Raw genomic sequence first — 23014 nt, forward strand, 5'->3', positions numbered from 1 at the left:
GGCGGGCGCTGATAAGCTTACTTTGCGTTGCACAGTGCTGCTGTGTCTACAGTGCGTGCAGCTTCTACGCTTTCTTCGCTAAGTCCATAAGTTGTCAAGATTTTCTTGTAGTCGTCGGTCTTCTTGAATTCGATAAGCTCTTTGTTAAAAGCTTCATAAAAGTCCTTGTCTTCAGGGCGGAAACTAAAGGCGCCGAAGCTTCGCGCAGATTTCCCGTCAACGACAGGGTCGGTGAATGGATGAGCCTGTTCCAGCTGAGGGGAGTTTTCGACAAGCTTTGCAACCGTGAGTTCGGTTGCAGCATAAGCATCGGCTCGTCCTGTCTGTACGGTGGAGGGCGCATCGGCATTGCCCTGGATCATCACGATCTGGGATTCGTCAATCCCCATTCCATGCAGGAAGTCGATTTGGTCGGCTCCCGATACGATGGCAACCTTCAGGGATGGGTCCTTCTTGATGTCGTCGTAAGAGTGAATTTTTTTGGGGTTGCCTTTGGGCACCAGAAGACCTTCACCATAGCTGGAATTGGCAACGGTAAACTGCACCTGCTTGCACCGTTCCGGCAAGACATTCTGTTCAGCAGCGACAAATTCAAAACGCTTGGCTTTCAAGCCCGGGATAAGCGAGCCGAATGGCGTGACCGTCCAGTCAACTTCTTCAATGCCAAGCTTTTTGAAGATCGCTGCCGCCACGTCAGGGCCAATACCCTTCGCCGCGCCGCTTTCGTCCATGTAACCGTAGGGCATCTCGTTGGCGGTTGCGCCACGAACAAAGCCAGCGCTTTTCAGGTCGTCGACCGTGACGGCCTGAGATGGCAGGGTGAGGGCAATGGTTGCTGCCGCAGAAAGCAGGGCAGTAATCGTATAAAGTTTCATGCGCATCGTGTTCACTCCTCTTTGAAATTACCGGTTTGTTTTGCCCCGGCTTATTGCTTCGGTAGTTCAATGGGTTTCAGTTAACGCGTTACGGGTTCCTCGCAGATTGTGGCAATGACCGAGAGGCAGTCACCCATCTTGACGAGCCCCGGAAAGTGGCGCGCAGCCAGAACGCCGTCGAGCTTAGCGCGGTGTTCCTGCGGCGCACTGCCGGTTCGCGCTATGTTATGGACGCGGGCGATGAGGTCACCCTTCCGAATTTCGGAACCCAGATCGACGAGCGGTTCCAATAGGCCGTCTGTGTCTGCAAAGCCGAAACAATCCTCTGACGGCATATCGAGCCAGACCGTCGGCGACTGTTCAATCTCACCTTCCAGAATGCCGGAATGGCGCAAAAGGTTGCGCACGCCGCGTTTTGCTATTGCGGCCGTGCGGGCGGATATGGTTCCACCACCTGCGAGCTCGGTTGTCACAAAGACCTTCCCAGCTTCTTCCGCAGTGGTGTCATACATGCCCACCGCATCTATCTCGATCATGCGCATGGAATAGGGCGCGGAGAAGGCCTTGACTGCGGCAAAGCAGCGGCTTTCCTGTACCTTGTCGGGCAGAGCATGTGCAGCCGCATAGGGTAGGAAATCCAGCGTGCGCCCCCCTGAATGGAAGTCCAATACGATGTCGGCTTCTGGCATAAGATAGCGCGTGAAGTAGTCGGCGATTTTCTCCGTGACCGTACCGTCAGGACGGCCCGGAAAACTGCGATTGAGATTGCCCTTGTCGATAGGGGAGGTGCGGGTGCCCTTCTGAAAGGCTGGGAAATTCATCGCAGGAACAATGATGACGCGACCTTTGATTTGCTCCGGCTTCAGACTTGCTGCAAGATCATAGAGCGCCACAGGCCCTTCATATTCGTCGCCGTGATTGGCGCCGGTCAGCAGTGCCGTCGGACCATCACCGTTGCGGATCACGCAGATTGGGATCATCACTGAGCCCCATGCGGAATCGTCCCGAGACCACGGTAGCCGCAAATGGCCATGCTGGATCCCATCCCGCGTAAGAGCGACAGTCGGTGTGATCGGGGAGGGGCGTGGAGGTGGCGTTGTGTGCATCATGAAACTAGTCCTTGACCACCAGCTTGCGTGGTACGTTTGAAAGGCATTCGACGCCGGTTTCGGTGATGACGATGCTTTCTGTGATTTCCAGCCCCATGGTTTCAAGCCAAAGCCCCGTCATGAAGTGAAAGGTCATGCCTGGCTGCAATTCAGTGCGATCACCAGGCCTCAGGCTCATCGTGCGCTCACCCCAATCTGGCGGATAGGAAAGACCGATCGAATAGCCTGTGCGATTATCTTTAATGATGCCATATTTTTTGAGAACACCGAAAAACCCAGAAGCAATGTCTTCACAGGTGTTGCCGGGCCGGGCAGCCGCGAGACCAGCCTCCATCCCCTCCAGTGTGGCCTTTTCGGCATCGAGAAATGCCTGTGTAGGCTTGCCGAGAAAGACAGTCCGAGACAGCGGGCAATGATAGCGCTTGTAGCATCCAGCAATCTCGAAGAACGTACCTTCGCCTGATTTCATCGGCAAATCGTTCCATGTGAGGTGGGGGGCGGAAGCATCTGCGCCAGAGGGCAAGAGCGGTACGATGGCTGGATAATCACCGCCAAATTCGCCCACACCGCGTGTTCCGGCGTCATAGATTTCTGCCACAAGATCGCATTTGCGCATGCCCGGTTCTATCGTATCGACGATACGTTTGTGCATGGCTTCGACAATGCGGCCAGCCTTGCGCATGTAATCGATCTCAGTGGGGCTTTTGACGGCGCGCTGCCAGTTCACCAGTCCCTGTGCGTCCTTGAACCGCGCATTCGGTAAGTGCTTTTGCAGAGCGTGATGGGCCGCTGCCGTATACCAATAATTGTCGAACTCCACCGCTATCGTTTTATTGCCCCAACCTTTGTCGTCAAGGATGGATGCCAGCAAATCCATGGGGTGACGTTCCAGTGACTGCACATAATGATCCGGATAGCCAATAATGCTGTCGTGGCTGATCCAGGCCGTGCGTTTTGCGCCGTTTCCGTCTTGACGGCGCCCATACCAGATTGATTCTCCATCCATTGCAAGGACGACGCATTGATGAACATAAAAGGACCAGCCGTCATAACCGGTCAGCCAATGCATGTTGGACGGATCGGTTACAATGATGATGTCGAAACCAGCCTTCTCCATAGCGCGTCTGGTCTTGGCAATTCTGGCGTCATACTCGGCGCGGGTGAAATTGAGTTCAACGCTCATTGGTTGGCTCCAGCAGATTTGTTCGAGTCGATTTTGGCACCAGCGTTGCGCTTGGTTGCGCGTTCCGTGGCAAGACGTGCAATGGCCGTGTCCTGAACGCCGGTGCCCGTCAGGTCGCAAAATGTGATGTCTTCGGCATTACGGAGGAAACTGCCCCCCTCTGAAATGATCTGTCCGAGTTCAGGGAAATGGGCATCGGCAGCAACGATCCCGGCGTCGATTGCGTGATGCAATTCCCCCAACCTGCGCGTCTGGCTGAGGCTGTCCGCGACATACAGGATCGGTCGGCGAAAGATCGCGGGTTCTATTTCGTTCTTGTGTTCGGCATCCGAACCCATGGCGGTGAGATGTTGCCCCGGCTCCAGCCAGTCAGCCTCAATGAGTGGCTTTTCTGACGGTGTGGTCGTGACGATGATATCGGCCCCCGCACAGACCTTTCGCGCATCTTCAACGGGAACGACCGGGATTCCTAGCTTCTGTTCCAGGACCGCCGCTGCGCTTGTCGCTTTCTTGAAATCGCGTGCCCAGATGCGGGCTTCCCCGATCGGGCGCACCAGAGTGAGGGCTTCGAGCTGCAATGGGGCCTGTATACCCGCGCCATAGATTGCGGCTGTGTTGGCGTCTTCTCGGGCCAGATATTTTGCAGCGACCGCGCCCGCTGCTGCGGTGCGCACGTCGGTCAGATATCCATTGTCGAGCAGCAGGGCTTCGATCAGCCCGGTTTTTGCGGAAAACTGGATCATCAGGCCGTTGGTCGAAGGCAAGCCAATGGAAGGATTGTTGAAGAATCCGGGGCTGATCTTGATCGCGAAACTATCGAACCCCGGAATATAGGCGGTTTTAACATCGACTTCCCCGCGCTCGGCGGGAATGTCGAGCCGCAGGATCGGCGGCATACGGACGTCCCCACCTGCAAGCGCGCGAAACGCATCTTCGACACAGGCGACTGTTTCCAGATCGAGCGTAATGAACTGACGAAGATCTGCTTCGCTCAATATCCGCATTTCAGCCATCAGCTCGCTCCCCCACAAAACCATTCATGATCATGCGATGTTGTTTGGGATCGATATTGCCACCAGAAACAATAATCGCGGTTGGGGTTGAAACCTCAAGTTTGCCACTAAGAAGCGCACCAACACCGACGGCGGCTGCGCCCTCGATGACTTCATTTTCGTGAAGGGCCATGTGTCTCACACCTGAGGCAATCTCTTTTTCGTCAAGCAAAAGCACGTCATCCAGCAGATCGCGGCACATGGCGAAGGTCCAGCGATTATCAAGGCCGATGCCGCCGCCTAGCGAGTCCGCCAGCGTATCCACTTCTTCTACATTGACGGGATGGCCGACGGCGAGACTTGCCTGCATTGCAGCGCCCCGCCGCATTGAAATGCCAACTATTCGGGCTTTGGGTTTATGTGCTTTGACTGCGGCGGCTATGCCTGCCGCCAGCCCACCACCGGAAAGCGGGATAAGCACGGTTTCCATGTCAGGCATAGTTTCCAGCAACTCAAGCCCGATGGTTCCTTGGCCCGCGATCACGTGTGGATCATCGAAAGGCGGGACCGCATTCATGTTCTCATCGCACACAAGACGGACGACTTCCTCCATCGCGTCATCTTGAGACTTTCCGACAATGCGAATATTGGCACCCAGTCGCTCAATCGCCTCGACTTTGTTTCGCGGAACGAGTGAGGAGAGGCAGATAGTGGCTGTGAGACCTTGCAGAGAAGCCGCATGGGCCAATGCGCGACCATGATTTCCTGTGGAAGCGGTGACAAGTCCAAACTTTCGCTTGGAAGCAGGCACGTTGAGAGCGGCGTTCGTTGCACCACGCAACTTGAAGCTGCCGGTGGTTTGGTGATTTTCAAGTTTGAGGAAGATCGGTGCCCCGGACATTTCACTGAGGCGTTTTGTGCGAACGAGCGGGGTCCGCACAATTTGGCCACGCAGCCTGTCGTGCGCCTGTTCGATTTCCCTGATGCTCACCATTGCAGACACGTCTTTAGCCTCTCAAAACCTGTCGAGGAATGGAAAGTCTGCAGCCAATTGGAATGGTGCTGAAACGCAGGACGCAATAATGCACCATATGCGAAACCGTGTGGTCGCAAGCTCGTTCCCCATGTCTTGATTATTTTCGTTGCAATATGTGTGAAAGACAGGAAAGATCATGTCAATGATTATATTGGATCATTACAATTAGATTTGCGCATTGTTCTGGCGGCTAGCCTTGCCAGCCCTGTCTGCTCATGCAAGGAAGAGCGCACTGAATTCTCAATGGAACCGGATCAACCGAATGAAATCTGCCCTTAAGCTCGATGCTGTTGATCTGCGTATTCTCGATGCGGTGCAGGAGAATGCGAAAATCACAAAACTTGCATTGGCGGAAAAGGTCGGGCTGTCGCCGACGCCGTGTTGGCTGCGCCTTCGCAAACTGGAAGAAGCTGGCGTAGTGACCGGTTATCATGCGCATATCGCCTACCGTAAAGTCGCTCCCATCGCGCATGTCATTGTGCAGATTACACTTGGTAATCATCGTCAAAGTGACTTTGATCGGTTTGAACGTGCCGTTTCGGCGTTGCCGGAAATAATTTCGTGCTGGTCGGTTGGTGGTGGTGTGGACTATTTCCTGATGGTCGCTGCGCGCGATATTGATAGCTACCAGCGGCTGATCGACCGGCTTTTGGACCAGAATATCGGTATCGAGCGCTATTTCACCTATATCGTGACCAAGCTGGTCAAGGATTGGAAGGGCGCTGCGCCACTATCGCTTCTTGCCGACGATCAAGCGTAGACCAAGCGGACTATGCACTGGGCCAAGTTTGGTCCAAATAACCAGTGGCGTCGGTCGCTTTGGTCCAAATCAACGGTGCTCCTATGAGATGCTTTTCCTGAATTGGGAGAAGCACGATGAATGCCGTTCTGGATCATCCGATACAACATGACGGGCTTAAAAGGCTGCGTGACAAACATCTCTTTCGCGAGCTGGCCTATATCAACGGGCGTTGGGTGGCTGGAGAGAAGGCGGAGACATTTCCGGTTGTGGACCCCGCGACAGGGCAGCGCCTGGCACGGGTCGCAAGCCTGAATGGAACCCAGACGCTTACAGCAATAGATGCGGCGGAAAAGGCATTTCCTGAATGGGCGCAGCTGCTCCCACAGGAGCGGGCGCGCATTCTGCGGCGATGGTACGAACTGATCGTCCAGAACCGGGATGGCCTGGCAGTACTGATGACGCTTGAGCAGGGCAAGCCGTTTCCGGAATCTCTCGGTGAAATCGATTATGGCGCGTCTTTCGTTGAATGGTTTGCAGAAGATGCAAAACGCCTGAACGGTGAAACAATAGCGAGCCATCTGCCGGATGCAGAGATGCTGGTACGTCGCGAGGCTCTCGGCGTTGTGGGGCTGGTAACGCCATGGAATTTTCCAAACGCGATGATTACGCGGAAGGCCGCTGCTGCTATTGCAGCGGGTTGTCCGGTCGTTGTTCATCCGTCATCCGAGACGCCGCTTTCCGCACTTGCTCTCGCGGAACTTGGCGAAAGAGCGGGCTTTCCCGCTGGTGTGTTCAACGTTGTGACAGGCAAGGCGGCGCCAATCGTCGATACGCTTTGCAATGATACGCGCATACGCGCTTTGAGCTTCACGGGTTCTACTGAGATCGGCAAGCTGATCGCTTCCAAATGTGCGGCAACGGTCAAGCGCCTTGTCATGGAACTTGGCGGGCATGCACCATTGATCATTTTCGATGATGCCGATCTGGAGCGAGCTGTAGACGTGGCCATGGCCGCGAAATTCGCAACCTCCGGTCAGGACTGTTTGGCTGCAAATCGTATTTTTGTTCAGCGCGGCATTCTTGCGTCTTTCACCGAAGCCTTTGCGGCGCGCATTGCTGCGCTCAAGGTGGGCCAAGGCTTTGAAGCGGGAGTAGATATCGGGCCGCTGATGCATAGCCGCGCGGTCGAGAAGGTCGAAGAACACGTGGCGGATGCGCGTTCGCAAGGAGCGCGGGTACTCGTTGGCGGCAATCGCATCGGTGACAATACGTTGTTTTATGAACCGACTTTGCTTGTCGATGTGCCTGATGATGCGGCTATCATGCAGGAAGAAACCTTTGGCCCGGTGGCAGCTATTGCTGCATTCGATCAGGAAGATGAGGTCATCGCGCGGGCCAACGATACAGAATACGGCCTTGTCGCTTATGTTGTGACCGCCAATGGCGCACGGCAGCTGCGGATGGGGCGTGCTCTCGAATACGGCATGGTCGCCATCAATCGCGCCAAGATCACCGGTGCGCCCATACCCTTCGGCGGCTGGAAACAGTCCGGACTGGGACGCGAAGGTTCCCATCACGGCATCCACGCTTTCACCGAACTCAAATATCTCTGCATCGATACCGCCGCATGAATGTGTCGCGCAATGAAAGGAAACTGACAGTGTTAAACAACAGCAACGAATTGACCGCCTGGGACCGCGATCATTTTTTCCACCCATCGACACATATGGGAATGCATGCACGTGGTGAGAATCCAACCCGTGTGTTGGACGATGGCAAGGGTGTGTTTATCGCCGACGTGAATGGACGTCAGAGCCTTGACGCCTTTGCCGGACTATACTGTGTGAATGTCGGCTATGGCCGTAAGGAGATCGCCGATGCGATCGCTGAACAGGCCCATAAACTCGCCTACTATCATGCCTATGTCGGCCATGGTACGGAAGTGTCAATTACGCTTGCCAAGATGATTATCGATCGTGCGCCCGATCATATGAGCCGCGTCTATTTCGGCTTGTCGGGTTCCGACGCCAATGAAACCAACATCAAACTGATATGGTATTACAACAATATTCTGGGGCGCCCCGAGAAGAAGAAAATCATCTCGCGCTGGCGCGGTTATCATGGCTCCGGCGTCATGACCGGCAGTTTGACCGGTCTTGCGACTTTCCATAACGCCTTTGATCTGCCGCGTGCGCCCATCTTGCATACGCAGGCGCCTTACTTTTTCCGCCGCGAAGATCGCTCGATGAACGAAGAGCAATTCTCACAATATTGCGCCGACAAGCTTGAAGAGATGATCCTGGCGGAAGGGCCTGACACAATTGCTGCTTTCATCGGCGAGCCTGTGCTGGGTACGGGGGGTATCGTGCCGCCTCCAGCAGGATATTGGCAGAAGATACAGGCCGTGCTCGACAAATACGACATTCTGCTCGTGGCAGACGAAGTCGTGACAGGCTTTGGCCGCCTCGGCAGCATGTTTGGCTCAGACCATTACGGGATGAAACCCGATCTGATTACCATCGCCAAGGGATTGACATCGGCCTATGCGCCACTTTCCGGATCGATCGTCTCGGATCGCATGTGGGAAGTGTTGGTCAAGGGATCAGACAAGATGGGACCGATTGGTCATGGCTGGACCTATTCGGCGCATCCGATCTGTGCTGCTGCCGGTGTAGCAAATCTGAAGCTCATTGACGAACTGAAGCTGGTGGAGAATGCTGGTTCAACCGGCGCTTATTTCCGCAAGGCGCTTCAGGACGCTATCGGCGATCACAAGCATGTCGGAGATGTGCGCGGTGAGGGGCTGATGGCCGCTATCGAGTTTGTGGAAGATCGCGATGATCGTCAATTCTTCGACCCGTCACTCAAGATTGGCGCACAAATTTCGGCCGCCCTTCTTGCCAATGGCGTCATCGGGCGTGCAATGCCCGAAGGTGACATTCTGGGCTTTGCGCCTCCGCTTTGTCTGACGCAGGAAGAAGCGGATCAGGTCGTTTCTGCAACGAAAGCGGCGATTGAAAGCGTTTTCGCAGACCGGTGATAACAAGGCCGCACGGGGCCAACTTCACGAGGGAGTGGCCCCACCTTGTTGACGATATTTCTGCATTCTGCGACATTCGCTTTATGCAGAACTCCATCCCCATTAATCAGGACTACCTCGTTACAAGGCTTAAAGCGCTTCTTTCGATACCAAGCCCAACGGGTTTTACGGATGAAGCCGTCCGCTATGTCGCCCGTGAACTGGAAATGCTCGGTCTGGAAGTGATGCTGACCAGACGCGGTGCAATTCGGGCCCGTAGACCGGGCGCATCCCGGCGCCCGGCGCGGGGTATCGTATCGCATGTGGATACATTAGGCGCGCAGGTTAAGTACCTGAAAGATAACGGTCGTCTTGAACTGGTCTCCATTGGAAACTGGTCTGCCCGTTTCGCAGAAGGCGCACGGGTTTCCATCTTTTCCGGCAAGGGAACCTATCGCGGGTCCATCCTGCCATTAAAGGCATCCGGGCACACCTTCAACGAAGAAGTCGACACTCAGCCGGTCGGCTGGCCCCATGTCGAATTGCGGGTTGATGCACTGGCACGCAACAAGGAAGACCTTGTTCAGCTTGGGATTGATGTGGGCGATATTGTTGCTGTCGATCCCGCGCCAGAGTTTATTGATAACGGCTTCATCGTCTCTCGCCATCTGGATGACAAGGCAGGCGTGGCCATCATGCTCGCCTCACTCGAAGCCATGCAGCGAGGCGGGATCGAAACGCCGGTTGACACCTATTGGCTCTTCACCATCGGCGAAGAAGTTGGGGTCGGCGCGTCGGCTGTGGTGGTTCCCGATATTGCCTCTCTCGTTGCCATCGATAATGGAACGACCGCGCCGGGGCAGAACTCGTCGGAATTCGGCGTAACGCTCGCTATGGCCGACCAGACGGGGCCCTTCGATTATCATCTGACCAAGAAGCTTTATGAACTCTGTGGCGAACAAGATATTCAGGTACAGAAAGACGTGTTCCGGTATTATCGCTCGGATGCGGCTTCTGCCGTGGAGGCAGGGCATGACGTACGGACCGCGCTGTTAACATTCGGCGTTGATGCGTCCCATGGGTATGAGCGCATTCATTTGAGCGCCTTGACCTCAATTGCTAAACTGGCCGTTCATTATGCAATGAGCGACGTGGAAATTAAACGTGACGCCGAAGAAACAGCCAAGGGTTTGAAGGGCTTTACGCATCAAAAATCCACCAAAGCCGAGCAGGATTTGAAGCCTGAAGACACTCCCGCCGAATAGCAGAAACCTTCACAGTTTAAGGGCGGGCCGAGGTCCGCCTTTTTCAGCAGTATGAAATTTATTATGATAATTAGTTGATCCAGAAAAGTTTATGCCTATAAATTAGTGTTAGCTAAATAGGCATAACGAAAGGGGATCGCTCGATGAGAAGATTATTTCGTGCTGCGCTGGCGGCAATGGCGCTCGCAATTGCGGGGCCGGCAATGCCGTCCCTGGCTCAAACGCCGCCCAACGTGCTGATCGTGGGGCAGATTGCGGAGCCGCAATCGCTCGATCCGCATACAGTCACCGCAACCAATGATTTCCGTATTCTGGTCAATATCTATGATGGTCTCGTGCGCTATAAGGATGGGACACTCGAGGTTGAGCCTGCATTGGCCGAAAGCTGGACCATTTCAGATGACGGCAAGACTTATCGGTTCAATCTGCGTCAGGGTATCAAATTTCATGATGGGTCCGATTTCAACGCCGAGGCGGTGAAGTTCAACTTTGATCGGATGTTGAAGGAGGATCATCCTTTCTACAACACCGGGCCATTTCCCCTTTCCTTCAATTTCTCGTCGATTGAAGCCGTCAATGCGATTGATCCGACAACAGTCGAGTTCAAATTGAAAGAGCCATTTGCGCCATTTCTGTCCAATCTGGCTTATCCGACGGGTCTTATCGTTTCGCCCGAAGCTGTGAAGAGATATGGCAAGGAGTTTGGGCGGCATCCATCGGGAACAGGTCCGTTCAAATTTGCCGAATGGCAATCCGGTCAACGCGTTGTGGTGGAACGAAACCCCGATTACTGGGACGGCGCGCCCGCTTTGGAAGCCGTTGTGTTCCGCCCAATAACTGATCCGAATACCCGCGTTGCAGAAATGATGGCTGGTGGCCTCGATGTCATGGTGGAAGTGCCGCCAGACAATCTTGCCACGTTCAAACAGGACGCGAATTTTGCCGTAGCGGAACAGGCCGGACCTCATGTCTGGTTCACTATTCTGAATGCAAAAACTGGCCCTTTCGCTGATAAGAAGGTACGGCAGGCTGCAAATTATGCAGTCAACAAACAGGCGCTTGTCGATAATGTTTTGCAAGGCTCCGCGACTGTTGCAGCCGGTCCCATTCCACCGGCGTTCAACTGGGTTGAAGACAAGACGGAGGCTTATCCCTATGACCCCGAAAAGGCCAAAGCATTGCTGGCCGAGGCCGGTGTCACCAATCCGGAAATCACTTTCTATGTGACAGAGGGCGGCTCTGGCATGCTTGATCCCATCACCATGGGGGCGGCGATCCAGGCGGATCTTCAGGCCGTTGGGTTCACGGTTAAAATCGAGACTTACGAATGGAACACCTTTCTGGGCCGCGTGAACACGGGTCTCGGAGGCAAAGCCGATATGGCCGAAATGGCTTGGATGACCAATGACCCGGATACTGTGCCGTATCTGACGCTGCGGACTGATGCCTTGCCTGACAAGGGCGGATTTAATTCCGGCTATTATTCCAACGCGCAACTGGACGCGCTTCTTGAAAAAGCGCGCACGTCGAACAGCCAGGCCGAACGCGGCAAGCTCTACGGCGAGGTACAGGCGATTGTGCATGACGACGCGCCATGGCTTTTCGTAGCCAATTGGAAACAGAATGCGGTGACAACTGCTGCCGTCAAAGGCTTCAAGCTGCAACCGTCCTTCCTGCTGCATCTGAAAACGGTAACAAAGGAGTAAGCCTCAAGCCCGCTTGCCAAAGTCTACGGCAGCACTATCCCCGGATTTAAAGGAGGGCTTGAAATGCCAGCCTATATTTTAAAACGCCTTGTAGCGGTGATCCCCGTGTTGCTGGGACTTTCGATCATTGTTTTTCTCGTGATGGCCATGATCCCCGGCGACACGGCAACCGCATTGCTCGGCTCCTATGCAACGCCTGAAAACGTCGAGCGGGTAAACCGCGATCTTGGTCTGGATAAGCCTCTCGTGCAGCAGTATTTCATCTGGATCAGCAATCTGCTGCATGGCGATTTCGGCCGTTCCTTCGTTCTCAACAGGCCGGTACTCGATGAGGTTCTGGAACGATTTCATGCGACAATGATCCTGGCTGGCGTGGCGCTCGTCCTGTGTTCCATCGTCGGATTGCTGGCGGGCATCGTCTCAGCCGTACGTCAGTTTGGTTGGGCGGACAGGGCGATCACCTTCGTCGTTCTTGCTGGAATTTCCATCCCCTCATTTTGGCTCGGTCTCCTGCTGATTTATCTTTTCGCTGTTCATTGGCGGATTCTGCCAGCATCCGGTATGTATGCCGTCTATGGCGGCGGTGATCTGAAGGACTTGATCTGGCACCTGATCTTACCTGCTGCAACACTTGCCGTTGTGGCGGCGGGTGTTATCGCCCGATTGACGCGCAGCGCGATGCTGGAAGTTTTGCGACAAGACTATATCCGCACCGCCCGCGCCAAGGGGCTGAACGAGCGACGAGTGATCTACCGCCATGCGTTTCACGCTGCACTTGTCAGTGTCATTCCCGTGATCGGTATACAGGCAGGGTTTGTGCTGGGCGGAGCGGTCTATATCGAAACCGTATTTCAATGGCCGGGCATAGGCGCGATGCTGGTGAAGGCAATATCCACGCGCGATATTCTGCTGGTCCAAGGCGGTGTGTTTGTGGTGGCTGCGAGCTACGTCCTTTTCAATCTGGTTGCCGATATTTTCCAGACCATGCTTGATCCGAGGATTCGCACATGAGTTTGCTGACACAAAGTGCGGCGGTTGCGGCGCAGACACGATTGACCTCATGGGGGCTGCTCATGAGCAATCGGCTGGCCGCTTTCGGCTTTTTTCTGCTGGTCGCGATCTGCCTTGTCGTTCTGGCGGCGCCTTTGCTGCCGTTACCCGATCCGGATGCCACGTCACCCGCGACGCGGTTGCAGCCCTTGTTCACGTCCGGCCATTTGCTTGGAACGGATCAACTGGGCCGGGATATCCTGAGCCGGGTCATCTGGGGGACGCGTGTATCGGTGGCAGTGGGTTTTGCTGCTACTTTGATCGCGGCTGTTATCGGTTCTTCTATCGGTCTCGTCGCTGGTTTTATCGGTGGGCGCACCGATAATCTCATGATGCGCGGTGTCGATATGCTGATGGCATTTCCCTACATCCTGCTTGCTTTGGCGATTGTGGCGGTTCTTGGCCCCGGGCTGATGAATGCGCTTTTTGCAATAGCCGTCGTCAATATCCCGTTCTTTGCGCGCAATGTACGCGGTGTTACGCTGGGTCTCGCACATCGCGAATTTATCGACGCGGCGCGGCTTTCTGGAAAAAGCTCCATCTCGATACTAGCGAGCGAAGTCCTTCCCAATGTGATGCCGTTAATCGTCATCACCATGTCTACGACTGCCGGCTGGATGATCCTCGAAACGGCTGGTCTCAGCTTTCTCGGTCTGGGCGCGCAGCCGCCACAAGCTGATCTGGGTTCGATGCTGGGTGAGGGCAGGGCGCAGCTCTTCAATGCCCCGCATGTGTCGATTGTTCCGGGGCTGATGATTTTCCTGCTTGTGATTAGCTTGAATGTCCTTGGAGACGGTGTACGCGACGTTCTTGATCCACGCCTACGGTCCGGAGCCCTTGCGCGTCCCGGTGCACGAACCCAAGTCGCCAGAGATCGAGTTACAAAACCCGAAATATCGGGCAATGCGGCATTGTCGATTAATGGGTTGGAAACAGGGTTCGTCAGCGGCCGGCATTTCTCCCCTGCCGTCAAAAATGTTTCTCTCCAGTTGGAACGGGGGGAATGTCTCGGCCTCATTGGAGAAAGCGGGTCAGGAAAGAGCGTTACTGCGCTTTCAATCATGGGGCTTGTCGCATCGCCGCCCGGGCTTATCCGCCAAGGTTCCATATTTCTTGAGGGCAGGGATGTTCTTTCCATGCCGGAGACTGAACTGACGGCCCTTCGCGGCAGCAAGGTGGCCTATGTGTTTCAGGACCCGCTCACGACATTGCATCCAATGTATTCCATCGGCTGGCAGGTCGAGGAAGCGATCGGAGCGCATCGGCGCATCACTGCAACGGAGCGGCGCGCGCAAGCAATAGCACTGCTTGAAAAAGTTGGCATTCCAGACGCCAGAGAACGCGCCAGTCACTATCCGCATCAGCTTTCCGGCGGCCAGCGCCAGCGTGTTGGCATTGCAATGGCTCTGGCAAATGATCCCGATATCATCATTGCCGACGAACCGACGACGGCGCTCGATGTAACGGTACAGGCCAGAATTCTCGATTTGCTGCGCGAATTGCAGCGTGAACGCGGCATTGCGCTGTTGTTCATCACCCATGACTTTGGCGTGGTTTCAGAAATCTGCGACCGCGTTGCGGTGATGAAGGATGGCGAGATTGTCGAGACGGGCACGGCGAGGGCAGTCCTGTCCAACCCGCAGCATGACTATACCAAGCGGCTCATTGCGTGCGTGCCGGAACTCGGACAGGGCGCAAGTTTTCTGGACAAAGTAGCTAAAGTCTTTGGACGCGGGAATAAAGGCATGACAGCATGAGTGAAATTGCTATCCGTGCACGCGATCTGACCAAAACCTTTGGTGGGGGACGAACGCTCTTCGGTCGAAAACGCCATCAGGTTGATGCGGTTAAAAAAGTATCTCTTGATCTGCGGCGGGGGGAGACCCTTGCGGTGGTCGGCGAAAGCGGCTCCGGCAAGAGCACCCTTGCGCGCATGTTTGTCGGGCTGACGGAACCCACAAGTGGGACCATGACAATCGCGGATCGCGATGCGACCGATCTGCGCAAAGCCGGGGCTTCAGCATTTGGCAAGGTCATCCAATATGTCTTTCAGGACCCTGTCGCTTCGCTCAACCCGCGCAAGACGATAGGACAAATTCTTGACGTTCCGCTTAAGCTTCTGGGCAAACTCGACACGGCGCAGCGCAAACAGAAGATGGTGCGACTGCTTGATGCCGTGCAGATGCCAAAAGACACGCTGGAACGCTATCCGCATGAGTTCTCAGGCGGGCAAGCACAGCGGATTGCCATAGCGCGAACACTCGCAGCGGAGGCCGAGATTATCGTGCTGGATGAACCAGTCAGTGCGCTTGATGTTTCGGTGCAGGCTCAGGTTCTATTGCTCCTGGACCAGCTCAAACGGGAGTTCGATCTCTCTTATCTTTTCATAAGTCACGATCTTGCGGTTGTGGAAGCAATTTCAGATCGGGTGGCGGTGATGTACTTCGGAGAAATTGTGGAACAAGCCCCGACCCATGATCTTTTCGCTCATCCGCAACACGCCTATACGCGACAATTGCTGGAAAGCGCACCCCGCATCAGGAAAGAGTAGAAGCGCATGGTCAAGACGGACCTTAAAAACAAGGACGAAACACGGGCGCGTGCGCGCGTGAATAAAGCCAAGCGCAGGCCGGAAGAGATCGCCGACCGCATCAAGGATTTCATTAGGGCGAAAACCATGGAGCCCGGTGATCGGCTGCCTCAGGAAAAGGAATTGATCGATCAGTTCAAAGCCGCCAAGGGGACTGTTCGTGAGGCAATGAAAGCACTTGAAACGCAAGGGCTTATCTATACGCGTAGCGGGCCGGGCGGCGGCGCATTTGTGGCAGAGCCATCGGCACGACATGCTATGGAAATGCTGGGAAGCTTCTTCTTCTTCGATCAGCCGAGCTTGAGCGAAATCTATTCCATTCGCAAACTTCTGGAACCGGAAATTGCTGCATTGCTGGCGGGCAGGCTCATGCAAGGCGATGTCGTCCAACTGGAAAACACCATGCGCCTTTATGATCGCCCGCCTATCGATCTGGACGACCAGTACCAGCAGCGTGTGGCGGAACTCGATTTCCATTCGCTGCTGGCGCGATTGTGTCCCGACCGACTGCTCGGTTTCATCTGCGGGCTGACGCACCATCTTCTGCGGAACTTGCCTGTCGCACGGAGCATCTATGCAGATCCCACGCCTGCATCCCGTGAAGCTGGCCTTGTTTTCCAGCATCGTCTGCTGGCCGCACTTATAGAGAACAGACCAGAGGATGCACGACGCATCGCCTACGAACATATGCTGGCCGCCGAAGATTATATGCTCGCGAAGGCCAAGACAGTTAGCGGAGCTGATTAGGAAAAACCGATAAAAATGGGAACCATCCCGGCGCTCTTGCATTTGCAACTATGAGGGCCGCCGCCAGTTGATATGCGACGGCCCCTTTCGTGAGGGCATAGCCCGTAAGCTGTGAAGCAGTTTTCGGGCTGTGCAATGAACGAGGGCAGGGACAAACGGATTCCCGTTTGAAATCGCTCTCGTGATGACAATGGAGGTTTTGACCCTTTTTATGTGTGGAATTTGCGGAGAAGTCAGGTTCGATGGCGGTTCGCCATCGGTTTCGGCAGTCTCGAAAATGGCGGATGTTTTAAGCCCCCGAGGGCCGGACGCATCTGGTATCGTCATCCGGGGCAATATTGGCTTCGGTCACAGAAGACTGAGGATCCTCGATCTTTCCGAAAAATCGCAGCAACCAATGATCGACGCCGACTTCGGTCTCACACTGGTTTTCAATGGATGCATCTACAATTTCCGCGAGTTGCGTGCAGAACTTGAAGCAAAGGGTTATCACTTCTTCTCCGATGGAGACACGGAAGTGATCCTGAAGGCCTGGCATGCGTGGGGAGAAAATTGCGTCTCCCGATTTTTGGGTATGTTCGCTTTCGCAATCCACGAACGGGATACGGGAAGGATTATCCTCGCCCGCGACCGTTTCGGGATAAAGCCGCTCTATCTTGCTGAGGTCAACGGCGCATTGCGTTTTGCGTCTTCGCTGCCAGCATTGGTGAAAGCCGGCGGCGTTGATACTTCAATCGACCGCGCTGCTCTCCACAATTACATGAGCTTTCACGCGGTCGTTCCACCGCCGCGCACGATCTATGAAGGTGTGCGTAAGCTTCCGCCTGCAACGATGCGCATCTATGAAGCCAATGGCAATTTCAAAGACCGGATTTATTGGCAGGCGCCCTATCGCCGACTGCCGGGTGACAGCGCTCTGAGCCGGGAGGAATGGCAGGAGCAATTGTTGGATATGCTCCGTGTGGCAGTCAAAAGACGCATGATTTCTGATGTTCCGGTCGGCGTTCTTCTTTCCGGTGGCGTGGATTCCAGCCTCATCGTGGGGTTGCTGGCCGAAGCAGGGCAGACTGGCCTTATGAGTTTTTCTGTCGGTTTCGAAGAAGCCAATGGTGAGAAAGGCGATGAGTTCGTCTATTCGGACCTGATAGCCAAGCATTTCGGAACGGATCACCACAAAATCTTTGTTCCGTCGGCGGATCTCATGGGCGCCTTGCCTGGAACCATTGCCGCCATGTCGGAGCCGATGGTTTCCTATGACAATGTGGGCTTTTACCTTCTCTCGAAGGAAGTGTCGAAGCACATCAAAGTTGTCCAATCAGGTCAGGGCGCGGACGAGGTATTCGGTGGCTATCACTGGTATTCGCCTCTCATTGATTCCAACGATGTGGTCAGCGACTATGCCAAGGGATTCCGCGACCGGACGCATGCGGTGCTTGCAACGCAATTGTCTCCAGAGTGGATGTCCGAACAGGATTACAGCCAGCAACTTCTCGAACAAAGGCTGCTTGAGGATGGCGCCGATACGCCCGTGGATCGCGCGTTGAGGCTCGATACCAATGTGATGCTCGTGGACGACCCGGTCAAACGCGTCGATAACATGACGATGGCATGGGGTCTGGAAGCGCGGGTGCCCTTCCTTGACCATGAACTCGTTGAACTGGCAGCGCGGATACCTCCTGAGGAAAAGCTGCGCGATGGCGGCAAAGGCATCCTCAAGGATGTAGCGCGGAAGATCATCCCAAGCGAGGTCATCGACCGCAAGAAGGGTTATTTTCCGGTGCCGCAGCTCAAATATATCGCCGGGCCCTATCTCGACATGTTGCGCGATGCGTTGTCATCCCAGAAGGCGCGCGAACGTGGGCTTTTTCAGCGCGATTACCTGGAGCGTCTGTTCACAAAGCCCTCAGACCACATCACGCCACTGCGTGGATCGGAATTGTGGCAGGCGGGCCTGTTGGAGATGTGGCTCCAGACGCAGGAGGCATAAATGCATAACCATGGTGAGGAACGTATGACCCGGCAGAAAGCCAGGGGCGGCAAGGCTCTTTCGCATCGTCTGACCCGCTTGCGCACGCCTGAAAGTGCTGGGTTTTACCAGGAGCATTCTCAAGGCCATAAGGCGGAAACTGATAGCAGGCATCGCAATGTAGCACTCGATTGCGGCTGGGGCCGTTTGTTGTTTGCTCAGACATTCGACAGCAACCAAGCCATTATTGACGCCATGCGGGCCGAAGCTCCGGCAAGTAGAGATATCCTGTTTTATGTCAGCGATCCGCATGTGCTATTGTCGCTGGCACCGCAAGAGATTTTTCTCGATCCGTCGCATACTTACCGTCTGGAACTGTCGACCTACCGGGCTGGCGGGCGTCGCACACGTGGCATCACCATTCGTCGCGCCATTTCGGAAATTGATGCAGATGGTATCAACGGGGTCTATGCAGCGTGCGGGATGGTTCAGCTTCGGGAAGATTTCTTTTCTGCCGAGCGGGTCAACCGCGCTGTGACCTATTTTGTCGCTCAGGACGACGCCACTGGCGAAATTGTTGGAACGGTCACTGGCATCGACCATCAGCGCTTGTTCGACGATCCTGATCGCGGGGCGTCCCTCTGGTGCCTCGCGGTTCATCCGCAGGCGCGTCAACCCGGTATTGGTGAAAAGCTGGTGCGCATGCTGGCCGAACATTTTCAGGCGCGTGGGTTGCGTCATATGGATTTGTCGGTGCTGCATGACAATGAAAACGCTATCCGTCTGTATGAGAAACTTGGATTCAATCGCGTTCCGCTTTTTGCGGTTAAGTGCAAAAACGCCATCAATGAAAAGTTCTTCGCATCTCGTCTCGAAGCCGTTGAGGCACTTAATCCCTATGCGCGGATCATTGTGGATGAAGCAATGCGCCGGGGTGTCCAGGTTGATGTAACAGATGCGGAAGGCGGCTTCTTTCGTCTCTCTTACGGGGGGCGTTCGGTTCATTGTCGCGAAAGCCTATCTGAGATGACCTCCGGCGTGGCGATGTCGATCTGTGATGATAAGGCCGTGACCCGACGGGTTGTTGAAAAAGCGGGACTGACCGTGCCAGCGCAGATCTCCGCCGACGCACGCCCTGAAATGCTCGAAGCTTTCTTGCGTCAACATGGGAAGCTTGTCGTCAAACCGGCGCGCGGAGAACAGGGCCGGGGGATCTCTGTTGGAATATCCGATATGAAGCAGCTGCAAACGGCAATCAAACAGGCGCGCACTGTTTGTGATCGGGTTCTGCTGGAAGCCTGTTTTGATGGTGAGGATTTGCGTCTGGTTATTATCAATTATCAGCTTGTCGCAGCAGCGGTGCGTCGCCCTCCACGTGTGTTGGGTGACGGAAATACACCTGTGCGAAAGCTCATCGAGATTCAATCACGTCGTCGCTCTGCCGCCACTGGTGGTGAAAGCCGTATTCCGATCGACGCTGAAACTAAAAGATGTCTCCAAGAGCAGGCGCTATCGCTCGATAGCGTACTAGAAGACGGCCATGAAATCACGGTGCGCAAGGCTGCCAATCTGCATACTGGTGGGACCATTCATGACGTCACATCTATTGTCGATCCCGAGCTAGTCAATGCGGCTTGTCGTGCCGCGCGTGCAATCAATATTCCGGTGGTCGGCATCGACTTTATGGTCAAACAACCGGATAGACCGGAGTACATTTTCATTGAGGCCAATGAGCGACCAGGGCTAGCCAACCATGAACCAAGACCAACAGCGGCCAAGTTTGTTGAGTGCCTGTTTCCGCAGCTTCACCACGACGGTTGAAATGGTTCTGCATCAATATACTACATGAATAAGCCATGTTAAGCTGCTATCATGTAACGGTGATTTCTTAGTACAAAAGTAAAACAGGTGACCCGCTTTCCGGCGGGGCACCTGTTTTGTGTCATGGTCGGGTTGGGGCAGGGGCTGTCCCAAGTGAGTTGTTTGTTATGCCTTGCCGAGACGCTTACGCAATTCGGTGTTTTCGGAGCGAAGCTTTGCAGCCAGTTCCTTGCGCAGCTTGAGATTTTCAGCTTCCAGTGCAACAAGCGCCTTGAGATCGTCGCTCGACGATGCCTTGGCAGCAGCCGGTGCTGCGGTCTTTCCAGCAGCATTCTTCCAGTTGTAATAGGTCTGTTCGCTGACTTCAGCCTGCTGCAATGCAGCTTTCAACGTGACCTTGCCACCCTTGGTAGCCTTTTCAACGGAGGCAAGAATAGAAGCGCGTTCGGCTGGCGAATATTTCTTCACCTTGCGGCCAGCTGGTGCTGCAGCAGCTGCAGCGGCCTTGGGTGCGCTCTTGGCAGCTTTGGGAGCCTTGACTGCCTTCGCCGCAGGCTTTGCAGCGACCGCTTTAGGCTCGGCCTTCTTGCGCGGTGCACGGGTTTTCGGCTTGCTGCTTGCAGGCTCTGCGGCAGCGGTCTGGTTTGCTTCTACAATGGTTTCATCAGCCATGTTCAGTTTCTCCTGAATTGATACTCGGGTAAGCTTTCCGGGTGCCGAATATATGGGACAATGCTTAATGCAACCATAAGTGCCATTACTTTGACAATTTGTGAAGAGATGCCATCCAAAGACATGCGGCGAGCGATCTATTATGAAGGCGGATTGATTGTTGAAAACGGGCCCCGAAATCTATAGGTAGAGCGCAGTACCTGTCGTACACTTCCATGGAATTTGATCGAGAAAGCTATTTTCGGATGAAGAATCCAATCCGCAATGTTGTGGTTGAATATAAGAACCGGCGTGCGCGCAAGAGCGGCAACTCTCTTTGGGGCAACCTTGATCTGAAATCGATTGCCCGTGAAGTGGACGAGGATGTCAAGGCACCGCACGCAGCCGAGCCGTCAAAGCCCGCTATCCCGCAAGCTGACAGCAAGCCCGCTGAGACCATCCAAGAACCCACCCCACAGGGGAAAGCCATTGTTGAGCCGGTGATCTTGGAAGCAATCGCGTCCCCGCAAGAAGCCGAAACGCTTCCGGCTATCGCCACTCCCGTCTCGGCAACGCCTGAAAAGAAAAAGCGAAATACTCGCCGTCACTTGAAGGCAATTGCTGACAAGCCGGTAAAGGCAAAACCATCTCCGAGAGCGAAACTTGATATTCTGGATGAACTGCAAGCGCTTGAGGCCGAGAATGCTACACTAAAACGACAGCTGGCTGAAAAGCTCAACGCCGAAAACCAGAAAATGCGAAAAATGCTTATGAGGTAGAGGTTAATAATTTATCCGATTGATTGTTTGAATATCTTTCCCGGCGCCTAAACCTGTATTCCTGCCTAAGCAGTAATTATCGTGTCTTATTTGATTTGGAAAAATATGTCGATTTAGTATAAACAATCCGGCGACTGGGGAGTTTTTCGACTTCTTCAGCATCGAAGAGGCGAGACATGGATGCAAAGTCGGTCTATATCACAGTGATGCTGATCATTCTTGCGAATGGCGGCGTTCTGAGCGCAATCCTCTCCGATTTTCCGACCACGTTAAGACCTGCTGCTCGTATCTGGCAATGGGCTACTCTGCTCGTCGCCCTTGGATGTGGAATATTCGCCGCCGAAGTTTACTTGCCGTCGAACCTGGCGATCATTACGGCAAATGTGGTTTTGATGATAGCGCTGAGCATGTATCATCTGGCCATCAGACAGTTTCACGGTTTGCCCCTTTACTCGCACGTTCTGTTGGTGCCGGTCTTGGGTATGCTCCCGTTTCTTTATTACGTTGTCTTCGTTCCAGACATCAAAGTGCGGGTGGTCATCGTTTCGATTCTTTGGGCTATCATCATGTTGGCCTCGACAGCTATCCTGATCAGTCCCGAACACTCAAAGGAGTATCAATCCCGTAGTCGGTTTGCGATGGCTGTAATTTACATAATGGCGGCGCTTACTACGATACTGCGCGCAATCCTTTACGTTTCGCTAGATACACAACCGAATTTCACGATTGCGGACAACACCCACTGGATGAACAGCGTGACGCCAGTGTTTCTATCTGTATTGCCGGTTATTGGAACCACAACATTTTTGCTCATGTGCTCCGATCAGGTCAAACGCCGTTGGCAGAATGCTGCATCACGCGATTATTTAACAGACCTGCCAAACCGGCGTTCGCTGATTGCGTATGGTACGTCGATCATAGGGTCCACCGAAGAAACATCCAGTCACCGGGCAGTTGCAATCCTCGATATCGATCAGTTCAAATCCATCAATGATAGCTATGGTCATTTTTCAGGCGACGTCGTTTTGCAAACGCTTGCACAAAGACTAAAAGCCATTTTGCAGGCTGATGATTTTATTGCTCGTACAGGCGGTGAGGAGTTCGTAATCATTTTTGGCGAAAAAAGCAGCCGTGATGCAGAAATGGCCGCCGAACTAGTCCGTAACGCCGTTGCGGGAAACGTGTTTTCTATAGGCAACGCGTCAATATCAGTCACGGTGTCGATCGGACTTGTCGTCCAGAACAAATCGATGAAGTTCGATGACGTGATGATACATGCTGACAAGGCGCTGTATGTCGCAAAGAATAATGGACGCAATCGGATTGAAGTCGTTGCGATAGACACGGCGTGATAGCTCGACCGTTGCAGGTGTGAGTTCCATAAGATAGATTACGCGATCCAATTGTATAACAGCAATATACAGATGCGACAGATGGGCAAGATAGAGATGCGACATTTTTAGGTCGCGTGCCCTGTTCAGAT

The 23014-nt window shown here is 54.3% G+C and carries 19 protein-coding genes; 13 read left to right on the plus strand and 6 right to left on the minus strand.

The genetic code is table 11. The features are described 5' to 3' along the window. Positions 1-17: 17 nt before the first annotated feature. The 5 genes from ehuB to eutB all read right to left on the minus strand — a co-directional run bounded on the left by ehuB (position 18) and on the right by eutB (position 5153). Positions 18-881, minus strand: coding sequence for an ectoine/hydroxyectoine ABC transporter substrate-binding protein EhuB (gene ehuB / locus HWD97_RS18235; RefSeq protein WP_319081067.1), 864 nt, complete (start codon positions 879-881; stop codon positions 18-20). Between the two features lie 74 nt (positions 882-955). Then, the gene (gene doeB, locus HWD97_RS18240) at positions 956-1984 is read right to left on the minus strand and encodes a N(2)-acetyl-L-2,4-diaminobutanoate deacetylase DoeB (RefSeq protein WP_319081066.1); all 1029 of its coding nucleotides are present in this window, start codon (positions 1982-1984) and stop codon (positions 956-958) included. A gap of 4 nt (positions 1985-1988) precedes the next feature. Beyond that, positions 1989-3167 carry an ectoine hydrolase DoeA gene (gene doeA, locus HWD97_RS18245; RefSeq protein WP_319081065.1) on the minus strand — a complete coding sequence of 393 codons (1179 nt, stop codon included), beginning with the start codon at positions 3165-3167 and terminating at the stop codon, positions 1989-1991. Further along, complete coding sequence (locus HWD97_RS18250; RefSeq protein WP_319081064.1) at positions 3164-4180, minus strand: cyclodeaminase; 1017 nt, start codon at positions 4178-4180, stop codon at positions 3164-3166. The genes doeA and HWD97_RS18250 overlap by 4 nt, the downstream gene beginning before the upstream one ends. Then, the gene (gene eutB, locus HWD97_RS18255) at positions 4173-5153 is read right to left on the minus strand and encodes a hydroxyectoine utilization dehydratase EutB (protein ID WP_371835389.1); all 981 of its coding nucleotides are present in this window, start codon (positions 5151-5153) and stop codon (positions 4173-4175) included. The genes HWD97_RS18250 and eutB overlap by 8 nt, the downstream gene beginning before the upstream one ends. Before the next feature lie 304 nt (positions 5154-5457). On the opposite strand from eutB, the gene HWD97_RS18260 reads away from it, so the two are divergent. The 11 genes from HWD97_RS18260 (at position 5458) to ngg (ending at position 20101) form a co-directional block, all read left to right on the plus strand. Next, positions 5458-5955, plus strand: coding sequence for an Lrp/AsnC family transcriptional regulator (locus tag HWD97_RS18260; RefSeq protein WP_319081063.1), 498 nt, complete (start codon positions 5458-5460; stop codon positions 5953-5955). Positions 5956-6071: 116 nt separating this feature from the next. After that, positions 6072-7568, plus strand: coding sequence for an NAD-dependent succinate-semialdehyde dehydrogenase (locus tag HWD97_RS18265; protein WP_371835384.1), 1497 nt, complete (start codon positions 6072-6074; stop codon positions 7566-7568). Between the two features lie 29 nt (positions 7569-7597). Continuing rightward, the gene (locus HWD97_RS18270; protein ID WP_319081061.1) at positions 7598-8977 is read left to right on the plus strand and encodes an aspartate aminotransferase family protein; all 1380 of its coding nucleotides are present in this window, start codon (positions 7598-7600) and stop codon (positions 8975-8977) included. Between the two features lie 83 nt (positions 8978-9060). Continuing rightward, positions 9061-10221: an osmoprotectant NAGGN system M42 family peptidase gene (locus tag HWD97_RS18275; protein WP_121537913.1), complete on the plus strand. Its 1161-nt coding sequence runs from the start codon at positions 9061-9063 to the stop codon at positions 10219-10221. Between the two features lie 143 nt (positions 10222-10364). Beyond that, complete coding sequence (locus tag HWD97_RS18280) at positions 10365-11927, plus strand: ABC transporter substrate-binding protein (protein WP_371835385.1); 1563 nt, start codon at positions 10365-10367, stop codon at positions 11925-11927. Positions 11928-11990: 63 nt separating this feature from the next. Beyond that, positions 11991-12938 (plus strand): ABC transporter permease, encoded by a 948-nt coding sequence (locus HWD97_RS18285; protein ID WP_371835386.1) that lies wholly within the window; start codon positions 11991-11993, stop codon positions 12936-12938. Then, positions 12935-14734 carry a dipeptide/oligopeptide/nickel ABC transporter permease/ATP-binding protein gene (locus tag HWD97_RS18290; protein WP_319081057.1) on the plus strand — a complete coding sequence of 600 codons (1800 nt, stop codon included), beginning with the start codon at positions 12935-12937 and terminating at the stop codon, positions 14732-14734. The genes HWD97_RS18285 and HWD97_RS18290 overlap by 4 nt, the downstream gene beginning before the upstream one ends. Then, a complete protein-coding gene (locus HWD97_RS18295) occupies positions 14731-15528 on the plus strand; it encodes an ATP-binding cassette domain-containing protein (protein ID WP_319081056.1) in 798 nt (265 codons plus the stop codon). The genes HWD97_RS18290 and HWD97_RS18295 overlap by 4 nt, the downstream gene beginning before the upstream one ends. A 6-nt stretch (positions 15529-15534) precedes the next feature. Further along, positions 15535-16314 carry an FCD domain-containing protein gene (locus HWD97_RS18300; protein ID WP_319081055.1) on the plus strand — a complete coding sequence of 260 codons (780 nt, stop codon included), beginning with the start codon at positions 15535-15537 and terminating at the stop codon, positions 16312-16314. 211 nt (positions 16315-16525) lie between these two features. Further along, positions 16526-18301 (plus strand): N-acetylglutaminylglutamine amidotransferase, encoded by a 1776-nt coding sequence (locus HWD97_RS18305; protein WP_371835390.1) that lies wholly within the window; start codon positions 16526-16528, stop codon positions 18299-18301. Continuing rightward, entirely contained in the window at positions 18302-20101 is a 1800-nt protein-coding gene (gene ngg, locus HWD97_RS18310) for an N-acetylglutaminylglutamine synthetase (protein WP_319081054.1), read from the plus strand. Positions 20102-20266: 165 nt separating this feature from the next. Here ngg and HWD97_RS18315 read toward each other — a convergent pair whose 3' ends face one another. Next, entirely contained in the window at positions 20267-20773 is a 507-nt protein-coding gene (locus HWD97_RS18315; RefSeq protein ID WP_109365968.1) for a transposase, read from the minus strand. A 215-nt stretch (positions 20774-20988) separates the two neighbouring features. Here HWD97_RS18315 and HWD97_RS18320 point away from each other — a divergent pair, with 215 nt between their 5' ends. Then, positions 20989-21531, plus strand: a complete 543-nt coding sequence (locus tag HWD97_RS18320; protein WP_109365969.1) for a hypothetical protein — start codon at positions 20989-20991, stop codon at positions 21529-21531. Positions 21532-21707: 176 nt separating this feature from the next. After that, positions 21708-22883 carry a diguanylate cyclase gene (locus HWD97_RS18325; protein ID WP_109365970.1) on the plus strand — a complete coding sequence of 392 codons (1176 nt, stop codon included), beginning with the start codon at positions 21708-21710 and terminating at the stop codon, positions 22881-22883. Positions 22884-23014 lie beyond the last annotated feature (131 nt).

The sequence above is a fragment of the Ochrobactrum sp. C6C9 genome (genome assembly GCF_022627935.1).
In the GTDB taxonomy this organism is placed as follows: Bacteria; Pseudomonadota; Alphaproteobacteria; order Rhizobiales; family Rhizobiaceae; genus Brucella; species Brucella teleogrylli.

What these genes read in the sequence shown, in the direction of transcription:
- doeA (WP_319081065.1), bottom strand. Translation starts at nt 3,167, where the DNA reads ATGAGCGTTGAACTCAATTTCACCCGCGCCGAGTATGACGCCAGAATT.
- HWD97_RS18280 (WP_371835385.1), top strand. Translation starts at nt 10,365, where the DNA reads ATGAGAAGATTATTTCGTGCTGCGCTGGCGGCAATGGCGCTCGCAATT.
- eutB (WP_371835389.1), bottom strand. Translation starts at nt 5,153, where the DNA reads ATGGTGAGCATCAGGGAAATCGAACAGGCGCACGACAGGCTGCGTGGC.
- HWD97_RS18315 (WP_109365968.1), bottom strand. Translation starts at nt 20,773, where the DNA reads ATGGCTGATGAAACCATTGTAGAAGCAAACCAGACCGCTGCCGCAGAG.
- ngg (WP_319081054.1), top strand. Translation starts at nt 18,302, where the DNA reads ATGCATAACCATGGTGAGGAACGTATGACCCGGCAGAAAGCCAGGGGC.
- ehuB (WP_319081067.1), bottom strand. Translation starts at nt 881, where the DNA reads ATGCGCATGAAACTTTATACGATTACTGCCCTGCTTTCTGCGGCAGCA.
- HWD97_RS18285 (WP_371835386.1), top strand. Translation starts at nt 11,991, where the DNA reads ATGCCAGCCTATATTTTAAAACGCCTTGTAGCGGTGATCCCCGTGTTG.
- HWD97_RS18325 (WP_109365970.1), top strand. Translation starts at nt 21,708, where the DNA reads ATGGATGCAAAGTCGGTCTATATCACAGTGATGCTGATCATTCTTGCG.
- HWD97_RS18290 (WP_319081057.1), top strand. Translation starts at nt 12,935, where the DNA reads ATGAGTTTGCTGACACAAAGTGCGGCGGTTGCGGCGCAGACACGATTG.
- HWD97_RS18250 (WP_319081064.1), bottom strand. Translation starts at nt 4,180, where the DNA reads ATGGCTGAAATGCGGATATTGAGCGAAGCAGATCTTCGTCAGTTCATT.
- HWD97_RS18305 (WP_371835390.1), top strand. Translation starts at nt 16,526, where the DNA reads ATGTGTGGAATTTGCGGAGAAGTCAGGTTCGATGGCGGTTCGCCATCG.
- HWD97_RS18320 (WP_109365969.1), top strand. Translation starts at nt 20,989, where the DNA reads ATGGAATTTGATCGAGAAAGCTATTTTCGGATGAAGAATCCAATCCGC.
- HWD97_RS18300 (WP_319081055.1), top strand. Translation starts at nt 15,535, where the DNA reads ATGGTCAAGACGGACCTTAAAAACAAGGACGAAACACGGGCGCGTGCG.
- doeB (WP_319081066.1), bottom strand. Translation starts at nt 1,984, where the DNA reads ATGATGCACACAACGCCACCTCCACGCCCCTCCCCGATCACACCGACT.
- HWD97_RS18295 (WP_319081056.1), top strand. Translation starts at nt 14,731, where the DNA reads ATGAGTGAAATTGCTATCCGTGCACGCGATCTGACCAAAACCTTTGGT.
- HWD97_RS18265 (WP_371835384.1), top strand. Translation starts at nt 6,072, where the DNA reads ATGAATGCCGTTCTGGATCATCCGATACAACATGACGGGCTTAAAAGG.
- HWD97_RS18275 (WP_121537913.1), top strand. Translation starts at nt 9,061, where the DNA reads ATGCAGAACTCCATCCCCATTAATCAGGACTACCTCGTTACAAGGCTT.
- HWD97_RS18260 (WP_319081063.1), top strand. Translation starts at nt 5,458, where the DNA reads ATGAAATCTGCCCTTAAGCTCGATGCTGTTGATCTGCGTATTCTCGAT.